The organism is Syntrophotalea acetylenivorans, assembly GCF_001887775.1.
Classification (GTDB): domain Bacteria; phylum Desulfobacterota; class Desulfuromonadia; order Desulfuromonadales; family Syntrophotaleaceae; genus Syntrophotalea_A; species Syntrophotalea_A acetylenivorans.
Map to the genome: position 1 here is coordinate 1,070,366 of NZ_CP015519.1, position 22,827 is coordinate 1,093,192.

The window sequence follows — 22,827 nt, forward strand, 5'->3', positions numbered from 1 at the left end:
CCTGAAAAAATGCCGTAACGCCGTAGGGCGGACTTTTTGCGACGCCATTATAGAATTAGCATGCAGTCGCCATAGCTAAAAAAACGAAAACCCTCAGCAACTGCCCGTCGATAAGCCGCCAATACCGCTTCACGGCCGGCAAAGGCCGAAACCAGCATCAGCAGGGTCGAGCGCGGCAGATGAAAATTGGTCAGCATGGCATCGACGGTGCGAAAGCGATAGCCAGGATAAATAAACAGATCGCAGGCGCCCGATCCAGCCTGTAACCGGCCCTGATCATCGACGGCGTATTCCAGCGTTCGGGTACTGGTGGTACCCAGGGCAAAAATCCGGCGACCGGCAGCACGGGCCAGGTTGACCGCCTCCGCCGTGGTAGCAGGAACGGTGAAATGCTCTTCGTGCATACGGTGCTCGCGGATATTGTCAACGCGCACCGGCAGGAAAGTACCGATCCCGACATGCAGGGTCAGGGGATGAATCTCCACCCCTTTGTTCCGTAACTGTTCCAGAATCTCCGGCGTAAAGTGCAGCCCGGCAGTGGGCGCGGCAACCGCTCCGGCATTCTGGGCAAAAACAGTTTGATAGCGTTCTTTATCGAGCTGACTGTCATCCCGGCGAATGTAGGGCGGCAGCGGCATGCGTCCAATCTGCTCGATCTGTTGCAGGAAATCGCCTTCAGAGGCGAATTGAATATGTTTATACGGGTCTTCGCCGCCTTCTACGACCGTAGCGGTCAAAGACTCGCCGAGCAGCAACCGGGTTCCGACTCGAGGGCCCTTAGAGGCCTTGGTCAGACAAATCCAGGTTTCCTCTTTCCCTGCAAGGCGTCGCACCAGCAACACCTCGACCTTACCACCGGATTCCTTGCAACCAAGAAGTCGCGCAGGGATAACCCGGGTATCGTTGACCACCAGCACATCGCCGGACCTGAAGTGGTCAACAATATCGCTAAAGCCGCCAATGGTCAGGTTACCGGTGGCGCGATCAAGGACCATCAATCGAGACCCGGTCCGTTCGGCCAGAGGCTCTTGGGCTATCAGTTCTTCAGGTAGATCAAAATCGAAATCGCTTAGGTGCATGAATGCTTGTCCACAGGCCGCCAGAGGGCTGCAAAATACGGGCTTAATCAAACATAGATAATGGGCAAAGTCAATGCTTTTCCGGACCCTTGGCGCTAGCTGAAATCAGCAGCAGATCCGGTGGAAATGACTTGAAACAGCGGCTCAAAATGTACGTTACCGTACCATCATTGATAGCCGACTTTACTTTAAAAGTGTGCCAGATAGACCAAGAGTAATCCGAGAAACATGGCAACAAACCCGCCGAACCGCAAAAAGAAGTCATCGGCTTCGACTACACTCAACAGCAGGGCCTTGAAACGGCGGGGGGACAAAAACCAGGGAATCCCTTCAATCACCAGTAGCAGGCCGACGACCGTTAATAAAAGTTCCATGCCCTTCCCTTCTGTTCTGGCAACATCCTGCCGGTACGGCGGGCTATGTTATGCCTTGCCCTTACCTCTGTCAAGAGACCTGCCTCGCCGCTGACGACCGGGCCGGTGATTCGTCCCGTGCCTCCCAAGCAAAAGAGCCTCTTCGGATTCACGACCACAGCGCTTCAATGCTTCCTTTACCGCAGAGCGATTCTCCGGAAGATGGGCGAGCAACAGAGCTTTTTGCAACCGACGCTCTCGATCGGAACGGGGCACGTGAACTGGCTCGCCGCTAAAGGGATCACAGCCGGTGTGATAAAGACAGGAGGATAAAGTCCCCGGCGTCGGTGTAAATTCTTGCACCTGCTCGACCTGCAACCCCAATCGGCGCAGCACTAAAGCCGTTTCGACCATCTGCTCCAGGGTCGAACCGGGATGGCCTGCGATCAGATAAGGCACAACGCTCTGGCGTTTTCCGCAAGCCTGGCTTTGCTCACGAAAACGGGCCAGAAACGTCTCGAAGACCTCCGGCCCGGGTTTGCGCATAATACGGGTCAATTCAGCGCACAAGGATTCGGGTGCGACCTTCAACAGCCCACTGACATGATCGGCAATGAGTTGCCGCTGGTAGCGGGGCTGTTTTTCCAACAGATCGAGGCGCACTCCGGAAGCAATAAAAAGATGGCGGACCCCCTTAATCGCCCTCAAACGCTTGAGCAAATGCACTGCGGCGCTGTCATCAGCTTTCAAATGGGGACAGGGTTCGGGAAAAAGGCAACCGTCCCGTCGGCACTGGCGGCGTGCTTCGGCGTTACCGCAGCTCATACCGTACATGTTGGCGCTCGGTCCGCCGACATCGCTGACCGTCCCGCGAAAACCCTCATCGGAGACAAGTTGCTGCACTTCCCGGCAAATCGACTGTTCGGATCGGGATTGAATAAATTTACCCTGATGCTGAGCAATAGCACAAAAAGCACAGCCGCCGAAGCAGCCGCGATGACTGGTCACCGAATGACGAATCTGCTCAAAAGCGGGTATGGTCTCTTTATAGTCTGGATGGGGCCTGCGCTGAAAAGGCAAAGCGTAGAGGCGGTCAAGTCTGGATTGATCCAAGGGCAGCGGTGGCGGATTCACCAATAGCCAGCGAGAGCCATGACGCTGCAACAGCGGACGGGCGTTGTAGGGATTGCTCTCACCGGCAGCGAGACGAAAGGATTCGTTGAATGCGGCCGTGTCGTCCACTACCGCTTCAAAGGAAGGGATCTCAACTCCCTCAACAGGCCGTTCACTGCATAACAGCGCACTGCCACGCAGATCACGAATGTTTTCTATCTCCTCTCCGTCAGCCAAACGGCGGGTCAATTCCAGCAGAGCCGTTTCGGCCATGCCGAAAAGCAGCAGACCGGCCTTGCTGTCGACCAACAGGGAGCGACGTACGGAATCGGACCAATAATCGTAGTGAGCCAGACGGCGCAGACTGGCCTCAATCCCGCCGATGATTACCGGTAGCCCCTTGAAGGCTCCCTTGAGAGCCGAGGTATAGGCGATCACCGCACGATTGGGGCGGGATCCGCTGCGTCCGCCGGGGGTGTAGGCATCGTTGCGACGCTGTTTTTTCGCAGCCGTATAATGGTTGACCATGGAGTCCATGGCCCCGGCAGAAACAGCGGCAAACAGACGGGGCCTACCCATGACCTGAAACGCCTGGGGGGTTTTCCAGTCGGGTTGGGCTAAAATACCGACTCTGTACCCCTCCGCCTCAAGCAGCCTGGCCAGAAGCGGCACACCAAACGCGGGATGGTCCACGTAAGCGTCACCGGAAACGAATAAAACGTCGAGTTGATCCCAGCCACGCTTCTCCATATCCTGCCTGCAGACAGGCAGAAATGTTTTACGGTCGATAGTTTTCAGCAGCCGCCATCCTTACACAGGTTTTTCAAGGAACGATCATAACTGCGCTCACCGTCAGGGGAGAAAAAACAGCCAGGCACCTCCCCTTTGCCGCGATGATAAATCACACACTCGCAGCAACGGCCCCGCTTATCGCACGCAGTGTAGGTGCAGGTACAATGATCGAAACTCTGTTCTCCGATACAACCCATAATGAACTCCCTAAAGAAGATCCATTCTCACCAATCCAAGGGATGGCCAAGCAAAATCATTGTCCTACCAGACGTGGTACTTTTTTAGGGGTGAAGGCATACCTATGTAGGTAGAGGTCCTAAAAAAGCACCCTAACGCAGCAGAGCGGACTTTTTGCGACACCATCAAGGAAACAGAGGCAAGTCCTGAAGACCGCACCCTTCTTCCAATCCAAGCATCAGGTTCATGTTCTGTACCGCCTGGCTGGCTGCTCCCTTAAGCAGATTATCTATAACGGAGACAACAATAACCCGACCGGTACGAGAATCACTCACCAGACCGATGTTGCAATAGTTGCTGCCCCGCACGTAAGCAACATTGGGAAGTTCGCCTTCAGGATGAACCCGGACAAAAGGTTCATTGCGATAGTGTTGCTGATAGAGTTCAATCAGTTCACCTGTCGCATGCTTGTCGGTCAAGGTTGCATAGCAGGTCGACAGGATACCGCGATTGACGGGTAAAAGATGCGGAGTGAAGGATATGGAAACCGGTTTACCGGAGAGCTGACCAAGGGTCTGTTCAATCTCTGGCGTGTGCCGGTGGCTGGCGACACCGTAAGCCTTAAAGCCTTCATTAACCTCACAGTAGAGGGACCCGACCTTGGCCGAGCGTCCGGCACCACTGGTACCTGACTTGCTGTCTATAATCAAGCTGGACAGGTCGATAAGACCACCCTGAACCAGCGGTGCCAGACCTAAGGCCACACTGGTAGGATAGCAACCGGGATTCGCCACCAGCCGTGCCTCCTGGATCTGCTCCCGGTAAAGTTCCGGTAGGCCGTAAGCGGCCTCAGCCAGCAAATCAACACTGGTATGGGGCTGGTACCATTGTTCGTAAACTGCGGCGTCCTTGAGACGATAGTCGGCAGACAAATCAACGACCTTGCAACCGGCCTTGAGCAGATCGGGAACAACCGCCATGGCCGCCTTGTGCGGCAAGGCGGTGAAGATCACCTTGGCCCGGGAAGCAATCAGCTCGACATCGACGGGATCAAAGACCAGATCGCTGCGACCGAGGAGCGAGGGAAAAACACTGCTGATGGGGGAACCGGCATTTTGCCGGGAGGTAACACAGGTGATTTCAACCTGGGGGTGGTTGATGAGCAGCCGCAGCAACTCGACACCGGTGTAACCGCTGGCTCCGACGATGGCAACCTGGATCATGATAGCCTCCGAGATAGACAGACATGTGAAAACAGGCCGTAACAAATAAAATATATCAGCCTGCAAAGCAAAAAGGGAACCCGCGGGTTCCCCTTGTGCAAAATATTCTGTAGACAGGCCGCACTGCGACCATAAGCTGCTGTTTAACGCTTGGAGAACTGGAAACTTGCGCGGGCAGCTTTTCTACCGTATTTCTTACGTTCTTTGATGCGGCTGTCACGAGTGATGAAGCCGGCCTTCTTGAGGACGCCTCGCAACTCGGGATTAACCGCAAGCAGGGCCTTGGTAATGCCGTGCTTGATAGCGCCGGCCTGACCGGAAGGACCACCACCGCTGACATTGACACTGATATCAAACTTGCCGGTGTTTTCGGTAAGCTCGAGGGGCTGGCACACGATCATTTTCGATGTGGCGCGCCCGAAATATTCGTCGAGGGGCCGGCGATTGACGACGATTTGACCGGTACCGGGCTTGACCCAGACCCGGGCCACGGAAGTCTTCTTCTTGCCGGTCGCGTAGAACCTCTGTTCTGCCATCTTTATCTCCTGATGCGAATCTTAACTTTTAAATGACCAATTCTTTAGGCTGCTGAGCGGCATGGGGATGATCAGTGCCGGCATAGACCTTGAGCTTTTTCAGCATCTCACGGCCCAGCGTATTTTTGGGCAGCATGCCCCGGACAGCCTTCTTGACCAGATCTTCGGGCTTCTTTTCCAGCAATTTGGCGGCGTTGATGGAACGAATTCCGCCGGGATAACCGGTATGGTGATAGTACTTCTTATCATCCATTTTGTTCCCAGTCAGTTTCAGCTTGTCGGCATTCAGCACAATGACATAATCGCCGGTATCGACACTCGGCGTATAAATGGCTTTATGCTTGCCGCGCAACACACGGGCGATCTCGGTCGCGGTACGGCCCAGGACCTTACCTTCAAGGTCAACAACAAACCAATTTCTGGTCACTTCGGCTTTCTTGGCTACTTGGGTGCTCATCGAGTTCCTCTCTATATTTCGTAAACTGTGATTTGATAACGGGGCTCACAGAAGGCAACAAGCTAGCTGAATGGATTAGAGATGTCAAGCATTTTATTGCCCTGAAGGGGCATCATACCAGACTTCCATCAGACAGAGTCCATGAGCCGGGGCGGTGTGGGCGGAACCGACTCCGTCCCGTCCGGCCAGTAAGTCGGCGATCTCTTTGGAAGACCGCTTTCCCTGCCCCACTTCGACCAAAGTTCCTACCATCATGCGCACCATGTTACGCAAAAAACCACTACCCCTGACATCGATAGTCAATAAGCGCTCACAACCTTGAAGGTCGACAGCGAAAACTTCTCGAATGGTAGTCTTAGCAGCACAACCGCTGGTGCGAAAAGCCCCAAAATCGTGACGACCGACAAAAAGAGCCGCGGCCTCCTTCATGGCGTCGAGGTTGAGATCCGTTTTCAGCCACCAGGCAGTGCGGGCGTGCAGGGGGGACCGAACCGGAGCCTGGTAGATATTATATCGATACCATTTACCGCGTGCGTCAAAACGTGCATGAAAACTTGGCGGCATCTCTTCTACATGCTGCACCGCAATGGTCGAGGGAAGAAAACGATTTACCCCGTCGCGAAAAGCACGTAATGGCAAAGACTGTTGAGTCTGTAAATGCGCCACCATGCCATGGGCATGTACCCCGGCATCGGTTCGACCGGAGGAAAACAAACGCGCCGGCTGCCCAAGCAACTGAATTAGAGCCTCTTCGACAACCTGCTGAATCGACAGGCCGTTGGGTTGGCGTTGCCAGCCTACATAATCGCTGCCATCGTATTCGATGATAAATTTGATGGTTCGCATATCGACCGATTCCACCAGGAGGTTGTTGAAATTAACGGACCGCAACGAAAAAAGGGCTGTTCAAGTCCAGAATTTCAAAAATTGGAGATCGAACAGCAAGGCGATTTGGCAAAAACTATCGAAGGCCTGGACCGATCAGACGGTTTTACAGTCGGATCATGACAAGTCCGTTATCCTTCTACTAAATACAACAGGGGGCCACCGGCCCCCTGTACTATGGATCTATTTAGCCTAACTGGAAAATAAAATTTTACAGATATTTTTCCAGGACGATCTCGGCAATCTGAACTGCGTTGGTCGCTGCCCCTTTGCGCAGGTTGTCGGCAACCACCCACAGGTTGAGGCCGTTGGCGATAGACTCGTCCTCGCGGATACGGCCGACCAGGGTCAGATCCTGACCTGCAGCATCGACAGCCAAGGGGTATTCCAGGTTAGCCACATCGTCAACCACCCGCACCCCAGGAGCATTTGCGAGCAGTTCCCGTGCCTGCTCGGCACTAAGCTTTTTCTCTGTCTCGATATTAATCGACTCGCTATGACTATAGAAAACAGGCACCCGCACGGTGGTGGCTGTGACGCCGATGGAATCGTCACCGAAGATCTTGCGAGTCTCGTTGACCATCTTCATCTCTTCCTTGGTGTAACCGTTATCGAGGAAGACATCGATATGGGGAAGACAGTTGAAAGCGATCTGATGAGGATAGACCTCGCAGTCCGCCGGACGACCGTTGAGCAACTCACCACTCTGGATACGCAGCTCATCGATGGCGTTGCGTCCGGTTCCGGATACTGCCTGGTAAGTAGAAACCACGATCCGCGTTATTTTAGCCGCGTCGTGCAGGGGCTTAAGAGCCACCAGCATCTGGATGGTGGAGCAGTTGGGATTGGCGATAATCCCCTTTTTGCCGTATTGGGCGATGTCCTGAGGATTCACCTCGGGCACCACCAGAGGCACTTCGGGGTCCATACGCCAAGCGCTGGAGTTGTCGACGCAGATCGCTCCAGCAGCGGCAGCGATGGGACAGAACTCTTCGCTACGGGCCCCGCCGGCGCTGAACAGGGCGATATCGATCCCTTCGAAGGCATCCTTGTCCAGCAACTGGACCATATGCTGCTCGCCGTTATACTCGAGAAACTTACCAACGGAACGTTCTGAGGCCAGCAGGCGCAACTCCTTGATGGGAAAGTTGCGCTCCGCCAGCACTTCCAGCATCTGCTGACCGACGGCGCCGGTGGCGCCGACAACAGCAACATTGCATTGTTTGGCCATGGTTACATCCTTATCAATAAACAGGTGTCCATTCGGAAACTCCGAATGGACACCTGCAAGTTTCCAGTTGGAAACGAGGGATTATATCACTCCAGGAAGTCCTGGGGATTGTGCGACCCCTTACTTGATCAGGGAAGCGACGAAATCGCCCACTTCGGTAGTGCTCATACCCATTTTACCTGCGGACAGGCTCTTGATCTTGCCGGAAGCCATGGCGTCGTTGACCGCCTGATCGATGGCCTTCGCCGCTGCGTCTTCACCGAGGGTTTCGAGCATCATGCCGCCGGAACAAATAGCCGCCAGGGGATTGATGATGTTCTTGCCGGTATACTTGGGCGCGCTGCCGCCGATGGGCTCGAACATGGAAACGCCTTCGGGGTTGATGTTACCGCCGGCGGCGATGCCCATGCCGCCCTGAATCATAGCACCGAGGTCGGTGATGATGTCGCCGAACAGGTTGGAGGTGACGATGACGTCGTAGAACTCGGGGCTCTTGACCATCCACATGGTGGCAGCATCGACATGATTGTAGTCCTGCTTGATATCCTGGAATTCGGCGTCACCGATTTCCTTGTGAGCGCGCACCCAGAGATCGCCAACGTGGGTCAGAACGTTGCACTTGTGAACCAGGGTCAAGGTCTTGTTCTTGTTCCGCTTGCGGGTATATTCGTAAGCATAGCGCAGGCAGCGCTCGACTACCGGGCGGGTATAGACCATGACCTGCGTAGCCACTTCGTTGGGAGTGCCAACCATGGCAGCGCCGCCCATGCCGGTGTAGATACCGCCGGTGTTTTCACGGATAACGGTAAAATCGATATGCTCGGGACCTTTGTCCTTGAGCGGAGTCTCGACATTGGGGTAGAGCTTGACCGGACGCAGGTTGATGTACTGGTCAAGAGCGAAACGCAGCTTGAGCAGGATACCGAGCTCGAGGATGCCGGGCTTGACGTCAGGGTGACCGATGGCGCCGAGGAAGATGCTGTCGTGCTTCTTCAGTTCGTCAACGGCATTGTCGGGCAGACACTCACCGGTTTTCATGTAGCGCTCGCCGCCGAAATCGTAGTTTTCGTAGTTGAGCTTGAAGCCGAACTTGGAAGCTACGGCGTCGAGGACCTTAACCCCCTCTACAAGTACTTCGGGGCCGGTACCGTCACCGGGCATCAGGGCAATATTGTAGGATTTCATCTCTGACTGTTCCTTTCTTTAGGTCGAAGTCGAGTTATCTAAAAAACGTTCTGGCCGGGGCACCAAGGCCCCTCGCTGGGCGCTACTATAGAGCCCGGCCAATGGATTGTCAAATCTTTTGGCTACTCCCGCAGCGCCTGAAAACAGCGCGCTTCTTCAGCAGACGTCTAATAACGGGCGTCGGCGAATTCGACCCAGCCGCCGGCTTCGACCAGAGCCTTGTCGAAAGGGGTCAGAGGAAACTGAAAGTTTTCCTCTTTTTCGCCAGCCTTGGCCGTCAGCTTTTGAGCTACCAGATCGATAGAGATCTCCACCCCACCCTGCTGCTGAAGCGCAAAGAGACGATCGATGTCCGAGGCAGGCATTTCGATGGCCAGCATGCCACAATTGAACATGTTCTGGCGGAAGATACGGGCATAGCCCTCGGCAATGACCGTATAGATGCCGTTAACTTCCAAGGCCCAGGGGGCATGCTCGCGGGATGAACCGCAGCCGAAATTCTTGCGGGTAATGATTACCCCAGCCTGCTGCAAAGGCTCACCTTGAGGATCGAAACCCTCCAGAGTCAGATCTTCCAAAAGGTAGGGTTTAAGGGCATCCTTGGTTACCTCGGTGAGGTAACGAGCCGGAATGATTTCGTCGGTATTGATATCGGACCGGTCGAGGTAAATCGCCGGGCCGCCAAAGGTTCTATTCATCGCTTTGCTCCTTTGCGGATTTGAAATTCGCTAAATCCGGGTTTAAATATCGCGCGGATCGGTAACAACCCCTTTGATCCCGCTGGCCGCGGCGGTGGCGGGGCTCATGAGATGCACCATCCCCCCCTGGCCCATACGACCCTGGAAGTTACGGTTGCTGGTAGCGGCGCAGGCTTCGCCAGGAGCCAGAACGCCGTTGCTCATCCCGAGGCAGGCACCGCAGGTCGGGTTGGTGATGCAAAAACCGGCTTCCATAAAGATGGCGAGAATGCCCTGATCCATGGCTTCGCGGAAAATCTTCGGTGAAGCAGGCGACAGAATACCGCGCACACCCGGCGCCAGCTTCCGGCCCTTAAGCACTTCGGCAGCCTGCTGCAGATCTTCAAGACGGCCGTTGGTGCAGGTACCGATGTAGACCTGATCGATAGGCGCGTCCTTCATCTCGCGGGCGGTTTTGACACAATCAGGCTTATAGTCGTAGGTCACCTGAGGCTCCAAATCGGTGACATCGATATCCAGTACCCGGTCGTACTCGGCGTCAGGGTCCGAATGCCACTTGCTGAAATCGGCCAGGGCCGCTTCCTTACTGGCATACTCCTCGGATATGAAGGGCCAGAGATAGTCAACGGTTACTTGATCGGGCCAGCAGATGCCGCAAGTGCCACCGGCCTCGATGGCCATGTTGGTCAGGGTCATGCGCGCGTCCATGCTCATGGCATCGACCACCGGACCGCGGAATTCGATAACGTGGTCCGTGGCGCCGTTGACGCCAAGCTGTTTAATGACGTTGAGAATCACATCCTTGGATACGACCTGGTCCTGCAATTGGCCGCTGATATTGACGAGGATGCTGGCCGGCTTGCGAAAGGCGCAAACTCCCTTGAGAATCCCCACCTCCAGGTCGGTGGTGCCAACCCCGGCGGCAAAGGCGCCAAAAGCGCCGTGGGTGCAGGTGTGGCTATCACCCATGATCACCGTGTAGCCGGGGCGGATGAAGCCCTTTTCCGGAAACAGCACATGACAGACGCCGTTCTGACCCACATCAAAAAAGTCGGGAATCTCGTGGCGCCCCGCCCATTCCCGGAGAATCTTGCCTTGAATAGCGGTCTTGCTGTCTTTAGCCGGGGTCACATGATCGATGACCGCCTTGATCTTGCTCGGATCGAAGACCCGGTCCTTGCCCCGCCACTCCAGGTCTGCAATAGCCACTGGCGTAGTAATCTCGTGACAGAGCACCCGGTCGAGATCAAGCACGTAAGTTCCGTCAAAAGGCTCATCCCGCAGATGTGCGGCGAAGATTTTTTGTGCGATAGTTTGTCCCATCTACTTACTCCTTGGATATCTGCAGCCCCGTGTCAGACGGAGCCTGTTCGTTAAAGACCGCCGGCAGTACGTTGCAGCACGCTGACGAGCTTGTTCAAAGCATTAATATAGGCCTTGGCACTGGCGACAATGATGTCGAGGTGAGCTCCCTGTCCGAGAACTTCACGACCTTCGAACTTAAGGCGCACGGTACATTCACCTTGAGCATCGGTGCCGCCGGTGATGGCACCAACGGTAAAGTCGATCAGTTTAGCCTGACTCTTGGTCAGCTTCTTGATGGCCTTGAAGGTTGCATCAACGGGACCGCTGCCCATGACAGCAGTCTTTTTGACCTTGCCGTCGACTTCCATGGCCACGGTAGCCGTTGGCGCGGCAAAAGAGCCGGAGGCGATGTTCATCTCCACCAGTTTGTAGCGCTCGTCGATCCGAACGATCTCATCGGCGACAATGGCGTCGAGGTCTTCGTCGTAGATATCCTTCTTTTTATCGGCCAGGGCCTTAAAGCGAACAAAAGCCTTATTGAGATCTTCCTTGTTCAACTCGTAGCCAAGCTCAGTGAGCCGCATCCCGAAGGCGTGACGCCCGGAATGCTTGCCGAGCACCAATTTGTTTTGGGTCAAGCCGATGGACTCGGGAGTCATGATTTCGTAGGTCGACTTTTCCATCAGCATGCCATGCTGATGAATACCTGCTTCGTGGGCGAAAGCGTTCGCACCCACGATCGCCTTGTTAGGCTGAACCACGATACCGGTGATAGTCGACAAAAGCTTACTGCTGGCGTAGATATGTTCGGTGACCACATCGGTTTTAAAAGGCATGATATCCTGACGGGTCCTCAAGGCCATGACAATCTCCTCAAGAGAGCAGTTTCCGGCCCGTTCGCCTATACCGTTGATGGTGCACTCGACCTGTCCGGCACCGGCCTGCACCGCCGCCAGGGAATTGGCTACCGCCAGTCCCAGGTCATTGTGGCAATGTACCGAAAGAATGGCCTGCTCGACATTGGACACATTTTCCTTGAGGTACTGGATGATGTTGAAGTACTCAGAGGGAATCGTATAGCCAACGGTATCGGGGATATTGACCACCTTGGCGCCGGCGGCGATAACCTCTTCTACCACCTGCGCCAAGAAGGGCAATCGCGTCCGCACCGCGTCTTCAGCGGAAAATTCAACGTTGGGCGTATAACCCGCGGCCCGTTTAACAGCGGCCACCGCAGTATCGATCACCTGTTGCTCACTCATCTTGAGCTTGTATTTCATGTGAATATCACTGGTGGCGATAAACGTATGAATCCGGGCGCGTTCTCCAGCAGGCTTAAGAGCCTTCCAGGCACAGTCGATATCCTTGTCATTAGCACGGCTCAGACCCGCGATCTGACTATGGTGAGTTGCCTTGGCCACCCGTTTAACAGCTTCGAAATCCCCTTCCGAGGCAATAGGAAAACCGGCTTCAATCACATCGACGTTTAGTTTTTCAAGCTGCGCAGCGATGCGCAACTTCTCGTCGATATTCATGCTGGCACCGGGAGATTGCTCGCCGTCGCGTAAGGTAGTATCGAAAATCTTGATGGTTTTAACGTTATCCATGTGACCTCCAGAAAATCTGTTTATCGTCCGACTCGACGGCCGGGGCAGCCCTGTGTCGAATCACTAAGTAGAAAACCTCGTTGTCGTGGCTGATGGCTGGGTATTCCCAGCTCACTCAGGTCCGATTCCACAAGACCACCTCCTTTCCGCGTCATGGTTTAAACAATCCTTCGGGTGCCCTTAGACAAAAAAAAGCGCCCGCCCAAAAACAGGGGCGAGAGCTTCAGCTTCGCGGTACCACCCTGATTCAGCCGCCGTAGCGACTCTTCGTTGGCCCTTTACGCGGGCTGACGGCACTGGCTAACGGCATATGGTAAATATCCGCTTCACCAGCGCAGCTCCGAGGCGAGTTCAACCATCCCTGTACCGGCTTGCAGCAACCGCCGGCTCTCTTTAACAGGGGATAAGCCTACTACTCCTCATCAACGCCTTTCCAATGATCTGAGGCCATTTAAACCAGATTGCCCCCGAACGTGTCAAGGTCTATTGCGTCGAACACCTTGTAATGGCGTCGATTTTAAGGCAGACAAAACAGCCTTTCGGTGAACTAAAACTTCGTCCCTCCTCACCGTCCCTTGTGCAGACGTCGCAGAAGCGGCAGACGGAACAAATAACTGGCTGGCCCGGATAGAGCATAACAACTCATTAGGGAAAACAGCATAATCTGCGGCTCAGCCACCACCACAATGATCAGAAAGATCAGCAGCACCAGAAAACCGAAAGGTTGGCGCTTGACCAGATCAGGATCCTTAAAGGAGTAATAGCGCACATTGCTGACCATGAGTAGCGCCAGGACATAGATAAGGATCAGAACCGATACCTTGCGAATACTGCCCGAGCCCCCCAGATGGTAAAAAAGCAGTACACAGGTGGCTACCATGCTGGCCGCGGCAGGAATCGGCAGCCCCAAAAAGCGCTTCGACTCGACGGTGTCAACCTGAACATTAAACCGCGCCAGACGCAATGCACCGCAGACCACATAAAGGAATGCAGCAAGCCATCCCAGTTTGCCAAAGGGTTTAAGGGCCCAGGAATACATAAGCAGGCCGGGAGCAACTCCAAAAGCCACCAAATCGGCGAGTGAATCGTACTCCACACCGAAGCGGCTGGTGGTGCCGGTCATTCGGGCTACTTTTCCATCAAGTGCATCAAAAATCGATGAAATGAGGATGAACCAGGCAGCCACGTCATAGCGACCGTTCATGGTTGCGATTATGCCGTAAAAGCCGGCAAACAAGCTACCGGTAGTAAAGAGATTAGGCAGGAGGTAGACCCCCTTGCGCAAACCCTCCCGGCGATCAAACGGGGGAGTTGGTCCACTCATTTCAGGTAACCTAGAATGGTTTCACCCGCTTTGGCCCGGTCTCCGACTTTGATCAGCACATCGGAATCGGCCGGGAAGTAAACATCCACCCGGGAGCCAAAGCGAATCAGACCGCAGCGCATACCCCGCTTGAGGAGGTCACCAACCTGCGGATAAACAACGATCCGGCGAGCAATCAATCCGGCAATCTGTACAAACAGCAATTGTTTGCCCGATGGATGTTCGAGGAGGGTACCGGCCTGCTCGTTCTGTAAACTGGCCTTATCCAGCGCGGCGTTGAAAAACTCACCTTTGTTGTAGAATTTATCGATGACTTTACCGTCGCAAGGTGCCCGATTCACATGAACATCAAAGACAGACATGAAAATGCTGACCTTGATCGCCTCGCTCTTGAAATAGCGCTCCTCGGTAACCGGGCCGACAAAGACCACTTTTCCGTCGGCCGGTGAAATTACAGCCGAGTCCTCAGCCTCCACATGTCGTTCAGGGTTGCGGAAGAAGTAGACGGTAAACAAGGTCAAGGCTAACGCCAGGACAGTCAGAAACCCCCAATTGAGCAATGCAAAGACCAGGGTAACAAAAGCAAACAAGCCAATAAAAGGGTAACCTTCCGAAGCAACAGGCTGATGCTGGTTTTTCATGGTTAAATATCCTCGACTGAACCGCGCCGATGAGTCGAAAGGGGTCTCCTGACGCTCTAGCCCGGCGGGTTAATAAAAGAAACTACTTTTTCGACGTATCGTCGTCAAGCCAGTTCATCATACCTCGCAGGCGGTCCCCGATCTCCTCGACAAGGTGTTCGGCACCCTGGCGTCGGCGAACGGTAATAACCGGCAGACCGGCCTGGTTTTCAAGAATGAAGTCCCTGGCAAAAGTCCCATCTTGAATCTCATGAAGGATCTCCCGCATGGATTCTTTGCATAAGTCAATGCAGGCTGACGGCTGGAGCCGGAAGGACTACCCGACCGCAACACGACAACCACCTCAATGCCGCTGCCACGCTAGTTGCTAGCATGGCCTTGGCTGATGTAACCAATGACCGCTACCGTTCTGCCGGTAAGTATACCGAGATCTGCATCCTTGTCATAATTAACCTCAATGGACAAATATCCTCTACGAACTGTAGAGTCCTTATTGCCCGCGACCCATGACCACCGGACCGGAACGCACCAGTTCTTTGATACCCATAGGCTTGAGCAAATCGATTACCGCGTCAAGTTTGGTCGGAGCGCCAGTTATTTCCAAGGTATAGGAACGGGGCGTGACATCAACCACGCGGGCACGGAAGATATCGGCGATGCGTAGAACTTCTGCCCGGGTATCTTCTTCAGCAGTCACCTTGACCAGGGCCATCTCCCGCTCGACATAGTCCTGACCGGTGAAATCCGTGACTTTGATGGTATCGATCAATTTATTGAGCTGCTTGTTGACCTGCTCCAGAATCCGATCGTCACCGCGAGTGACAATGGTCATTCGAGAAACACTCGGGTCCAAGGTCGGTGCCACGGACAGGCTCTCGATGTTAAAGCCTCGGCCAGAGAACAGACCGGCGACTCGGGTTAAGACACCAAATTCATTTTCCACTAAAACCGAAATGGTATGTTTCATGGTTTCAAAGCACTCCATTAATTCGCGCAGGCCACCGACTAGGAAGCAAGCACCATCTCGTTGATTGCTGCACCGGCCGGCACCATGGGCAGAACATTTTCTTCCCGATCGACCTTGAATTCCATCAGCACGGGACCAGGGGTTGCCAAGGCCTTTTGAATTACCTCGCCGACTTCTTCAGGCTTCGTAGCACGCAGCCCGGTAGCACCATAGGCTTCAGCCAGCTTGACGAAATCGATGGGCAACTCCATGGGGGTCTCGCTGTAACGGCGATCAAAGAACATCTCCTGCCACTGGCGCACCATACCCAGATAATTATTATTGAGAATGGCGATCTTCACCGGCAACTTGTATTGAACCAGAGTTGCAAGCTCCTGGGAGTTCATCTGAAAGGAGCCGTCCCCGGAGATATCTATAACCTGCCGTTCGGGGAAGGCCGCCTGGGCACCGACAGCCGCCGGCAACCCATAGCCCATGGTCCCCAACCCTCCGGAGGAAAGGAAGGTACGAGGCTGGCTAAAAGAAAAGAATTGAGCCGTCCACATCTGATGCTGACCGACTTCGGTAGTGATGATGGCATCATCGGAGGTCAACTCCCGCAGCTGTTCGATCACATACTGGGGTTTGATGACAGTATCGCTAGGCTGATAAGCCATAGGATGGCTGCTCTTCCAATCAGCAATCTCTGCTCTCCATCCGGCTGAGCTTTCAATCATGGCCGCCAACTTCTCGGACTGCTTGCTCAAAGTGGCGCTGAGATTATTCAACACATCCTTAAGCTCGCCGACAATAGGCAGGTCGACCCGAACGTTCTTCTTGATGGAGGTAGGATCGATATCAATATGAATAATCTTGGCGTGAGGGGCAAAAGAAGCAATTTTACCGGTTACACGGTCATCGAAACGGGCTCCCACCGCAATAAGCAGATCGGAATTGGTCACTGCCATGTTGGCGTAATAGGTGCCATGCATGCCGAGCATGCCAAGGGCTTGAGGGTGACGCTGGGGAAAAGCAGCCATACCCATCAGGGTGGTGGTTACCGGTAACTGGGTCATCTCGGCAAAGGCCAGCAGGTCTTCGGAAGCATCGGCTCCGGTAGCACCGCCGCCGACATAGACCACGGGCTTACGCGCTGCCAGAATCATACTGGCCGCCTTCTCGATTTGGCGAACATTGCCGCTGTAGGTCGGCTTGTAACCCCGCAGTTCGACTTTCTCCGGATATTCGAACTTGGCACTGGCAACCTGAATATCTTTGGGCAGGTCGATCAGCACCGGACCGGGCCGGCCGGTGCGGGCGATATAAAAGGCCTGCTTGACGATACGGGCCAAATCCTTGATGTCCTGTACCAGATAGTTGTGCTTGGTAATGGAACGGGTGATACCGACAATATCGACTTCCTGAAAGGCGTCGTTGCCAATTAGAGGCGTCGGCACCTGACCGGTGATGATGACCATCGGCACCGAGTCCATATAAGCGGTAGCGATACCGGTTACGGTGTTGGTTGCTCCAGGCCCGCTGGTAGCGATGGCCACACCGACCTTACCGGTGGTGCGCGCATAACCGTCGGCGGCATGCACCGCAGCCTGTTCATGGCGCGTCAGGATATGATCGATGGGATAATCCGCAATATCGTGGTAGATGTTGATAACCGTGCCGCCCGGGTAGCCGAAAACGGTATCGACCCCTTCCTGCTGCAAGCATTCCAACAAAATCTGTGATCCGGTTTTTTTCACAAACAGCCTCCTACCGATTTATGCACAGCAAAACTTAATAGAAATCCCGCTCAGTTCAGTCAGCCTTACAGATCGCTCCGGTATTGGCCGAAGTTACCAGAGCGGCATAACGCGACAACCAGCCCTTCTTAATTTTCGGTTCGGGGCGCTGCCAGCTGGCGCGTCGTTTTTCCATCTCCGCATCGTCTACCAACACCTCGAGAGTGCGGGAGGGAATATCGAGACGGATGACATCGCCGTCTTCAACCAGAGCAATCGGCCCGCCAACCGCAGCTTCGGGCGAGATGTGCCCGATGCAGGGACCGCGGGTACCGCCGGAGAAACGACCGTCGGTGATCAACGCCACGCTGTCGCCGAGGCCAAGGCCCATAAGGGTCGCCGTGGGAGCCAGCATCTCACGCATACCCGGTCCACCCTTGGGACCCTCGTAGCGGATAACCACCAGGTCACCGGCCACGATCTTCCCACCCATCAGGGCTTCCATGGCCTGTTCCTCGGAGTCGAAACAGCGGGCGCGACCCTCGAATTTCATCATCTTTTCCGAAACACCGGACTGCTTCACCACCGCACCAAGAGGAGCGAGGTTGCCGCTGAGGATGGCAATTCCTCCTTCCTGGCGCACCGGGTTGTTCATGGGCTGAATAACCGTCTCGTCGACGGAATCCACCGAGGCCACCAGTTCCTTAACGGTTGCACCGCTCAGGGTCGGATTATCTTTAACCAAATCGCCGAGCTGATACAACACCCCGGGAACACCCCCAGCTGCATCGAGATCCTCCATGAAGTGTTTGCCGCCGGGATTCATGGACGCCAGTTGAGGCGTGGTAAGACTCAGCTCGTCGAACAGTTCAAGGGGAACATCGACTCCAGCTTCATGGGCAATGGAGAGCAGGTGCAGTACCGTATTACTCGAACCGCCGAGAGCGAGATCGACGCGTATGGCGTTCTCAAAGGCCTCCCGGGTCAAAATCTGGCGAGGGGTGATCCCTTCGCGAACCAGATCGACGATTCGCTCGCCGGAAGCAAAAGCGATACGCCGCTTCAGCGAGGAGATTGCCAGAGCGGTACCGCAAGCGGGCAGGCTCATACCGAGAGTTTCGGTAAGAATGGCCATGGTGTTGGCGGTAAACAACCCCTGGCAGGAACCGGCTCCCGGGCAGGCCTTTTCCTCGCAACTGGTCAACTCCTGTTCGTCGATGTCGCCAGCCTTGTAGCGAGCCATGGCTTCGAAGGTGTCGGTAATGAAGGAGTAGCGTCGCCCTCCCCGGCCGGCGCCGGTCTGCATCGGTCCGGCAGTGACCACGATGCTCGGAATGTCGAGACGGGCTGCCGCCATAAGCATGCCGGGAGTGATCTTGTCGCAATTGGTCAGCAGTACCAGGCCGTCGAGACGATGAGCCTCGGTAATGGACTCGACCATATCGGCGATCAGCTCGCGGGTGGAGAGCGAATAGTGCATGCCCTTATGGCCCATGGCGATGCCGTCGCAGACGCCGGGAATACCGAACAGGAAGGAATAGCCTCCTCCGGTATGCACCCCTTTTTCGATAAAACGCTCCAGGTCGCGCATGCCGATATGACCGGGAATCAGGTCGGTGAAGGAAGTGGCGATTCCGATCAGGGGCTTGCCCATTTCGGAGCGGGGAATGCCGGTACCGAGTAACAGAGCACGGTGGGGTGCGCGTTCAAAGCCTTGAGTGATTGCATCGCTACGCTTGCTTGTCATACGATCAGAGCCTTTCTATGTACAGATAAGTTTCAAAAAATCAGTGTATAAGCCATTCTTGTCCAGCACCGCGTTCAAAATTAAAGTGACGCGGCACTTGCCTTTATTGCCAAAGGGCTGCCGGCAACAGCGCCTAATCCTTCATCGCATGGTTAAGTGCGACCTGCAGCGCAAGCCAGATCAATAAACAAGAGTTTGGTCAAAGTAAAACAGGCCCCAATGTAGAAAGGGTTTGGGCAACCAGCCCAAACCCTTTCACAACCGGTATCGGGAAAATCTACTGTGTCCACTCCCGCTTAATGTGCTCCATTTCGTCCTTCCCAGCCAATTTCAATTTTTGAATTTTTTTGCGTTCAAGCTCTTCTTCAGGGGTCAAATGAGGTTTTTGGTCTAACATTGTCAGCTGTTTTTCCAAGAGCAGATGCTCTTCAAAGAGCAGACGAAAACGGGGACGTTCGTCGCACAACTGCTGGAGTGAAGCCAGATCCTGTCCTTCCATTCAGCACCTCCCTGCAAGGGTTGACAAAGAGCGAAAAATCCACTTTTAAAATAGCGAAACGCTCTAACCTTGTCAACCTTCAATCGGACTGTCTGCAGGTCGTTTGGCCAGCATGATTTCTGCCTCTGAAAGACGAATATATCGGGGTTCAAGAACCTCCAGAGGAATAGTCTCCCGGTTGCGAAAAGCCGACAGCGCCAAAGCAGCTGCAGAAGAAGCGCGAGGCTGCTGCAACGGCCAGGGCACAAAGTGAGCCCGTGAACCAAGCCGCCGGACGATCAAAGAGCGATACGCTACGGCGCCACTACCGACAAATAACATTTCCTCGGATACTTCCTCAAGCAATACCTCCGGCGGAGCAACACGCTCCTCATCGAGGGCAACAGGAAGCCCTCCCTCCCAGTGGTATCGTCCTGCATAGATCTCCTGCTTACGGGCATCGAGCCAAACACTCACCGGATAGGCAGGATAAGGCGCCTGCAGTGCCAGAGTTTGCAGAGAAGAAACTCCGACGACGGGCTTTCCAGTGGCCAGCGCGAGCCCCTTGACCGTCGCGACCCCTACCCGTAAGCCCGTAAAGGAGCCAGGACCAAGGACGACGCCAAAAGCATCGAGTTCGGCCAACGATAGCTCGGCTTCGCGAAGCAACTGCTGCATTGCGGGTAGCAAACGATCGCTGTGAGTGGAACGAAGGTTAAGCAGCACTTCGCCGACAAGTTCATCGCCGCGACTAAGGGCAACACTCCCGGCAGGCGTCGAAGTATCGATAGTCAGAAGACATTCGGCCATCATTGTCCTCCGTTGAAAATTCTCAGGATATCGTTATAAAAGGCTAAAGCCATAAGCAAAACGATGAATAGCAAACCGACCTGTTGAGCTATTTCACGCACCCGCAAGGGCAAGGGACGGCGAAAGATCAGTTCAAAAAATCCAAACAGCAGATGACCGCCATCGAGAATCGGGATGGGGAAAAGATTCAAGATTCCGAGCTGGATACTGAGAAACGCCAGAATCGAAAAGATGCTGGCCAAATCGGTCTGAGCTGCCTGACCGGCCACTTGAACCACGGTGATCGGCCCACCGATATTGCGGCTGGAAACCTTGCCGAGAACCAACTTCTGGATAAAGACCAGGGTGAGTTCAATCAGATCGCAACTGCGAGCAGCGCCTTTCGCAAAGGCTTCTTTGAAAGCAAAGCGTTTAAATACGGTTTCAACCTGAGGTGCAATACCGACCAGATATTCGCCATCACCATCACTGCGGATTGGCGCAATCGGTATTTCCAACTGTTGGCCGCTTCGCTCAACAAGAAAATTCTGAGTACCCTCTTCGGCCTGTTGGATGATGGTCTTCAGATCGTACCATGAAGCAACATTTTCGCCATCGATAGACAGAATACGATCCCCGACCTGCAAGCCTGACTTCTGGGCCGGCATGCCGGGAGAAAGGGCACCGACAACAGCGTCTTGGTAAGGGGCAAGCCCCAAGGCTTGCAGGCCCTCGGCACTACTGTCATCAGCGGCGACAGAAATGGCATGGTAAGCCCCATCTCGTTGCACATCAAAGACAGTCGGTTGCCCGGCCTGAGCAAGGAGGGCCTTATCCGCGTCGATCCAGGAACTGATGGCCTGATCGCCGACGGCAACGATGCAATCTCCGCTAAGCAATCCCGCCTCTTCGGCGGGCGATTGCGGCAGCACATAGCCGACACAAGCCGGTTGGTCGAGAAAAACCGGCAGATTTATACCGACCAGAAAAGCCAAAGGCAGTACCACAAAGGGCAAGGCCAGATTCATAAAGGGTCCGGCGGCAACGATGGCCAGGCGGCGGCTGACACTCTTTTCGGCAAAGGAACGGCTCCGTTCCTCTTCGCTCAATGGCTGGTCTTCTTCGTTTTCTTGAACCCCTTCACCCAGCATCTGCACATAGCCCCCCAAGGGAACAGCACAGATCATGTATTCTGTTTCACCCCACTGGCGGGAGACGACCCGCGGCCCGAACCCCAGAGAGAATTTCAACACCTTGACCCCGGCCAATTTAGCCACGGCGAAGTGGCCAAGCTCATGAATAAAGACCAGGATGCCGAGCATGATAATGCCGGCGATGATGGTTACCATAGATGCCTCCGGTCAGCTCTTTTGCGCCAGAATAAGCCGCGCTTGCTGGCGGCCCCATATATCGGCGCGCAGGGCGTCATCAATGTGTTCGAGAGCATTAGGTACATGACTGTCAAGTACCCTGCCGATTGTATCCGCTATATCGAGAAAACCAATCTGTTCCCGCAAAAAGGCATCAACGGCTATTTCATTGGCTGCGTTAAGTACCGCCGGCGCCGTGCCACCGGCCGCCAGAGCCTGAAAAGCCAGAGCCAAGCAGGGGAATTTATCCAAATCCGGTTCGGCAAAGGACAAGTTCTTAAGAGCGCACAGATCCAGGGCCGGAAGGTCAAGGGCCAGACGATCGGGATAAGACAGAGCATAGGCGATGGGGGTTTTCATGTCCGGTATGCCGAGTTGAGCCATAACCGCGCCATCGACATATTCAACCATGGAATGCACGATGCTTTGCGGATGAATATGCACCGCAATCTGCTCTGCGGGGAGATCGAACAGCCAGCGTGCCTCGATCACCTCCAGGCCCTTGTTCATCATGGTCGCCGAATCGATAGTAATCTTGCGGCCCATATCCCAATTGGGATGGGCCAAGGCATCGGCCAGAGTAACCTGATTAAGATCCGCCATCGGCCGGTCTCGAAAGGGGCCGCCCGAAGCGGTCAGAATCAATCGCCGCACATCGCTTTTTTGATGCCCCTCAAGGGACTGAAAGATGGCGGAATGTTCACTGTCAACGGGATAAAGGTTCACCCCTTTTCTGGCCACCGCTTCCATTACCAGGGAGCCGGCCACAACCAAGGTTTCTTTGTTGGCCAGGGCAATATCTTTGCCAGCCTCAATGGCAGCCATAGTCGGCACCAAGCCGGCCGAACCGACAACAGCCGTCACCACCATATCAATCTGCTCATGACTGGCGCAGGCGATCAGACCCTCGACCCCTGAAGTAACCTGGGGACCATCAGGTCCAAGCTCATCCCGCAGAAGGCGCGCCGCATCGGGACAGACCACCGACACCACCTGTGGTCGAAAGCGTTGAATTTGTTCCTTAAGGCGCTTCAGATTGTTGCCGGCAGAAAGACTGACGACCTGATATTGGTCGGGATGAGCGGCGACTATCTCAAGGGTGCTGACACCGATCGACCCGGTCGAGCCTAAAACACCAAGTCTTTTCATCAATCC

23 protein-coding genes and 1 other annotated feature are annotated in these 22,827 nt (G+C 54.7%); all 23 genes read right to left on the reverse strand.

Annotated features, from left to right (window positions below):
• Positions 1-47: 47 nt before the first annotated feature.
• A complete protein-coding gene (gene queA, locus A7E78_RS04900) occupies positions 48-1,079 on the reverse strand; it encodes a tRNA preQ1(34) S-adenosylmethionine ribosyltransferase-isomerase QueA (RefSeq protein WP_072283183.1) in 1,032 nt (343 codons plus the stop codon).
• A gap of 188 nt (positions 1,080-1,267) precedes the next feature.
• Complete coding sequence (locus A7E78_RS04905; protein WP_072283184.1) at positions 1,268-1,453, reverse strand: DUF2065 domain-containing protein; 186 nt, start codon at positions 1,451-1,453, stop codon at positions 1,268-1,270.
• 48 nt (positions 1,454-1,501) lie between these two features.
• Positions 1,502-3,334, reverse strand: a complete 1,833-nt coding sequence (locus A7E78_RS04910) for a YgiQ family radical SAM protein (RefSeq protein ID WP_256359860.1) — start codon at positions 3,332-3,334, stop codon at positions 1,502-1,504.
• Positions 3,335-3,339: 5 nt separating this feature from the next.
• Complete coding sequence (locus A7E78_RS04915) at positions 3,340-3,534, reverse strand: DUF6485 family protein (protein WP_072283186.1); 195 nt, start codon at positions 3,532-3,534, stop codon at positions 3,340-3,342.
• A 165-nt stretch (positions 3,535-3,699) separates the two neighbouring features.
• Positions 3,700-4,737: an N-acetyl-gamma-glutamyl-phosphate reductase gene (gene argC, locus A7E78_RS04920; RefSeq protein ID WP_072283187.1), complete on the reverse strand. Its 1,038-nt coding sequence runs from the start codon at positions 4,735-4,737 to the stop codon at positions 3,700-3,702.
• 143 nt (positions 4,738-4,880) lie between these two features.
• Positions 4,881-5,273 carry a 30S ribosomal protein S9 gene (gene rpsI / locus A7E78_RS04925; protein WP_072283188.1) on the reverse strand — a complete coding sequence of 131 codons (393 nt, stop codon included), beginning with the start codon at positions 5,271-5,273 and terminating at the stop codon, positions 4,881-4,883.
• Positions 5,274-5,301: 28 nt separating this feature from the next.
• Entirely contained in the window at positions 5,302-5,730 is a 429-nt protein-coding gene (gene rplM / locus A7E78_RS04930) for a 50S ribosomal protein L13 (RefSeq protein ID WP_072283189.1), read from the reverse strand.
• A 93-nt stretch (positions 5,731-5,823) separates the two neighbouring features.
• Positions 5,824-6,576, reverse strand: a complete 753-nt coding sequence (gene truA, locus A7E78_RS04935) for a tRNA pseudouridine(38-40) synthase TruA (RefSeq protein ID WP_072283190.1) — start codon at positions 6,574-6,576, stop codon at positions 5,824-5,826.
• Positions 6,577-6,826: 250 nt separating this feature from the next.
• Positions 6,827-7,846 (reverse strand): aspartate-semialdehyde dehydrogenase, encoded by a 1,020-nt coding sequence (locus tag A7E78_RS04945; protein ID WP_072283192.1) that lies wholly within the window; start codon positions 7,844-7,846, stop codon positions 6,827-6,829.
• A gap of 120 nt (positions 7,847-7,966) precedes the next feature.
• Positions 7,967-9,031, reverse strand: a complete 1,065-nt coding sequence (locus A7E78_RS04950; RefSeq protein ID WP_072283193.1) for a 3-isopropylmalate dehydrogenase — start codon at positions 9,029-9,031, stop codon at positions 7,967-7,969.
• A gap of 167 nt (positions 9,032-9,198) precedes the next feature.
• Positions 9,199-9,729, reverse strand: coding sequence for a 3-isopropylmalate dehydratase small subunit (locus A7E78_RS04955; RefSeq protein ID WP_072283194.1), 531 nt, complete (start codon positions 9,727-9,729; stop codon positions 9,199-9,201).
• 42 nt (positions 9,730-9,771) lie between these two features.
• Entirely contained in the window at positions 9,772-11,052 is a 1,281-nt protein-coding gene (locus A7E78_RS04960) for a 3-isopropylmalate dehydratase large subunit (RefSeq protein ID WP_072283195.1), read from the reverse strand.
• 50 nt (positions 11,053-11,102) lie between these two features.
• Positions 11,103-12,641, reverse strand: coding sequence for a 2-isopropylmalate synthase (locus tag A7E78_RS04965; protein WP_072283196.1), 1,539 nt, complete (start codon positions 12,639-12,641; stop codon positions 11,103-11,105).
• A 207-nt stretch (positions 12,642-12,848) separates the two neighbouring features.
• Positions 12,849-13,076, reverse strand: a binding site (T-box leader).
• A gap of 130 nt (positions 13,077-13,206) precedes the next feature.
• Positions 13,207-13,965 (reverse strand): CDP-diacylglycerol--serine O-phosphatidyltransferase, encoded by a 759-nt coding sequence (gene pssA, locus A7E78_RS04970; protein WP_072283197.1) that lies wholly within the window; start codon positions 13,963-13,965, stop codon positions 13,207-13,209.
• Entirely contained in the window at positions 13,962-14,606 is a 645-nt protein-coding gene (locus A7E78_RS04975; RefSeq protein WP_072283198.1) for a phosphatidylserine decarboxylase family protein, read from the reverse strand. The genes pssA and A7E78_RS04975 overlap by 4 nt, the downstream gene beginning before the upstream one ends.
• Before the next feature lie 82 nt (positions 14,607-14,688).
• Positions 14,689-14,874, reverse strand: coding sequence for a hypothetical protein (locus A7E78_RS04980; protein WP_072283199.1), 186 nt, complete (start codon positions 14,872-14,874; stop codon positions 14,689-14,691).
• A 222-nt stretch (positions 14,875-15,096) separates the two neighbouring features.
• A complete protein-coding gene (gene ilvN / locus A7E78_RS04985) occupies positions 15,097-15,573 on the reverse strand; it encodes an acetolactate synthase small subunit (RefSeq protein WP_072283200.1) in 477 nt (158 codons plus the stop codon).
• Between the two features lie 38 nt (positions 15,574-15,611).
• Positions 15,612-17,309: a biosynthetic-type acetolactate synthase large subunit gene (gene ilvB / locus A7E78_RS04990; RefSeq protein ID WP_072283201.1), complete on the reverse strand. Its 1,698-nt coding sequence runs from the start codon at positions 17,307-17,309 to the stop codon at positions 15,612-15,614.
• A gap of 55 nt (positions 17,310-17,364) precedes the next feature.
• Entirely contained in the window at positions 17,365-19,035 is a 1,671-nt protein-coding gene (gene ilvD / locus A7E78_RS04995) for a dihydroxy-acid dehydratase (protein WP_072283202.1), read from the reverse strand.
• 277 nt (positions 19,036-19,312) lie between these two features.
• Positions 19,313-19,534 (reverse strand): DUF465 domain-containing protein, encoded by a 222-nt coding sequence (locus A7E78_RS05000; RefSeq protein WP_072283203.1) that lies wholly within the window; start codon positions 19,532-19,534, stop codon positions 19,313-19,315.
• A 72-nt stretch (positions 19,535-19,606) separates the two neighbouring features.
• Positions 19,607-20,326: a tRNA (adenosine(37)-N6)-threonylcarbamoyltransferase complex dimerization subunit type 1 TsaB gene (tsaB, locus tag A7E78_RS05005; protein ID WP_083552709.1), complete on the reverse strand. Its 720-nt coding sequence runs from the start codon at positions 20,324-20,326 to the stop codon at positions 19,607-19,609.
• The gene (gene rseP / locus A7E78_RS05010; protein ID WP_072283205.1) at positions 20,323-21,651 is read right to left on the reverse strand and encodes an RIP metalloprotease RseP; all 1,329 of its coding nucleotides are present in this window, start codon (positions 21,649-21,651) and stop codon (positions 20,323-20,325) included. Before rseP ends, tsaB begins: the two co-directional genes overlap by 4 nt.
• A 12-nt stretch (positions 21,652-21,663) precedes the next feature.
• The gene (locus A7E78_RS05015) at positions 21,664-22,821 is read right to left on the reverse strand and encodes a 1-deoxy-D-xylulose-5-phosphate reductoisomerase (RefSeq protein ID WP_072283206.1); all 1,158 of its coding nucleotides are present in this window, start codon (positions 22,819-22,821) and stop codon (positions 21,664-21,666) included.
• Positions 22,822-22,827: the final 6 nt, after the last annotated feature.

Coding starts and splice junctions, on each gene's coding strand:
- queA (WP_072283183.1), bottom strand. CDS start 1,079: ATGCACCTAAGCGATTTCGATTTTGATCTACCTGAAGAACTGATAGCC.
- A7E78_RS04905 (WP_072283184.1), bottom strand. CDS start 1,453: ATGGAACTTTTATTAACGGTCGTCGGCCTGCTACTGGTGATTGAAGGG.
- A7E78_RS04915 (WP_072283186.1), bottom strand. CDS start 3,534: ATGGGTTGTATCGGAGAACAGAGTTTCGATCATTGTACCTGCACCTAC.
- argC (WP_072283187.1), bottom strand. CDS start 4,737: ATGATCCAGGTTGCCATCGTCGGAGCCAGCGGTTACACCGGTGTCGAG.
- rpsI (WP_072283188.1), bottom strand. CDS start 5,273: ATGGCAGAACAGAGGTTCTACGCGACCGGCAAGAAGAAGACTTCCGTG.
- rplM (WP_072283189.1), bottom strand. CDS start 5,730: ATGAGCACCCAAGTAGCCAAGAAAGCCGAAGTGACCAGAAATTGGTTT.
- truA (WP_072283190.1), bottom strand. CDS start 6,576: ATGCGAACCATCAAATTTATCATCGAATACGATGGCAGCGATTATGTA.
- A7E78_RS04945 (WP_072283192.1), bottom strand. CDS start 7,846: ATGGCCAAACAATGCAATGTTGCTGTTGTCGGCGCCACCGGCGCCGTC.
- A7E78_RS04950 (WP_072283193.1), bottom strand. CDS start 9,031: ATGAAATCCTACAATATTGCCCTGATGCCCGGTGACGGTACCGGCCCC.
- A7E78_RS04955 (WP_072283194.1), bottom strand. CDS start 9,729: ATGAATAGAACCTTTGGCGGCCCGGCGATTTACCTCGACCGGTCCGAT.
- A7E78_RS04960 (WP_072283195.1), bottom strand. CDS start 11,052: ATGGGACAAACTATCGCACAAAAAATCTTCGCCGCACATCTGCGGGAT.
- A7E78_RS04965 (WP_072283196.1), bottom strand. CDS start 12,641: ATGGATAACGTTAAAACCATCAAGATTTTCGATACTACCTTACGCGAC.
- pssA (WP_072283197.1), bottom strand. CDS start 13,965: ATGAGTGGACCAACTCCCCCGTTTGATCGCCGGGAGGGTTTGCGCAAG.
- A7E78_RS04975 (WP_072283198.1), bottom strand. CDS start 14,606: ATGAAAAACCAGCATCAGCCTGTTGCTTCGGAAGGTTACCCTTTTATT.
- A7E78_RS04980 (WP_072283199.1), bottom strand. CDS start 14,874: ATGCGGGAGATCCTTCATGAGATTCAAGATGGGACTTTTGCCAGGGAC.
- ilvN (WP_072283200.1), bottom strand. CDS start 15,573: ATGAAACATACCATTTCGGTTTTAGTGGAAAATGAATTTGGTGTCTTA.
- ilvD (WP_072283202.1), bottom strand. CDS start 19,035: ATGACAAGCAAGCGTAGCGATGCAATCACTCAAGGCTTTGAACGCGCA.
- A7E78_RS05000 (WP_072283203.1), bottom strand. CDS start 19,534: ATGGAAGGACAGGATCTGGCTTCACTCCAGCAGTTGTGCGACGAACGT.
- tsaB (WP_083552709.1), bottom strand. CDS start 20,326: ATGATGGCCGAATGTCTTCTGACTATCGATACTTCGACGCCTGCCGGG.
- rseP (WP_072283205.1), bottom strand. CDS start 21,651: ATGGTAACCATCATCGCCGGCATTATCATGCTCGGCATCCTGGTCTTT.
- A7E78_RS05015 (WP_072283206.1), bottom strand. CDS start 22,821: ATGAAAAGACTTGGTGTTTTAGGCTCGACCGGGTCGATCGGTGTCAGC.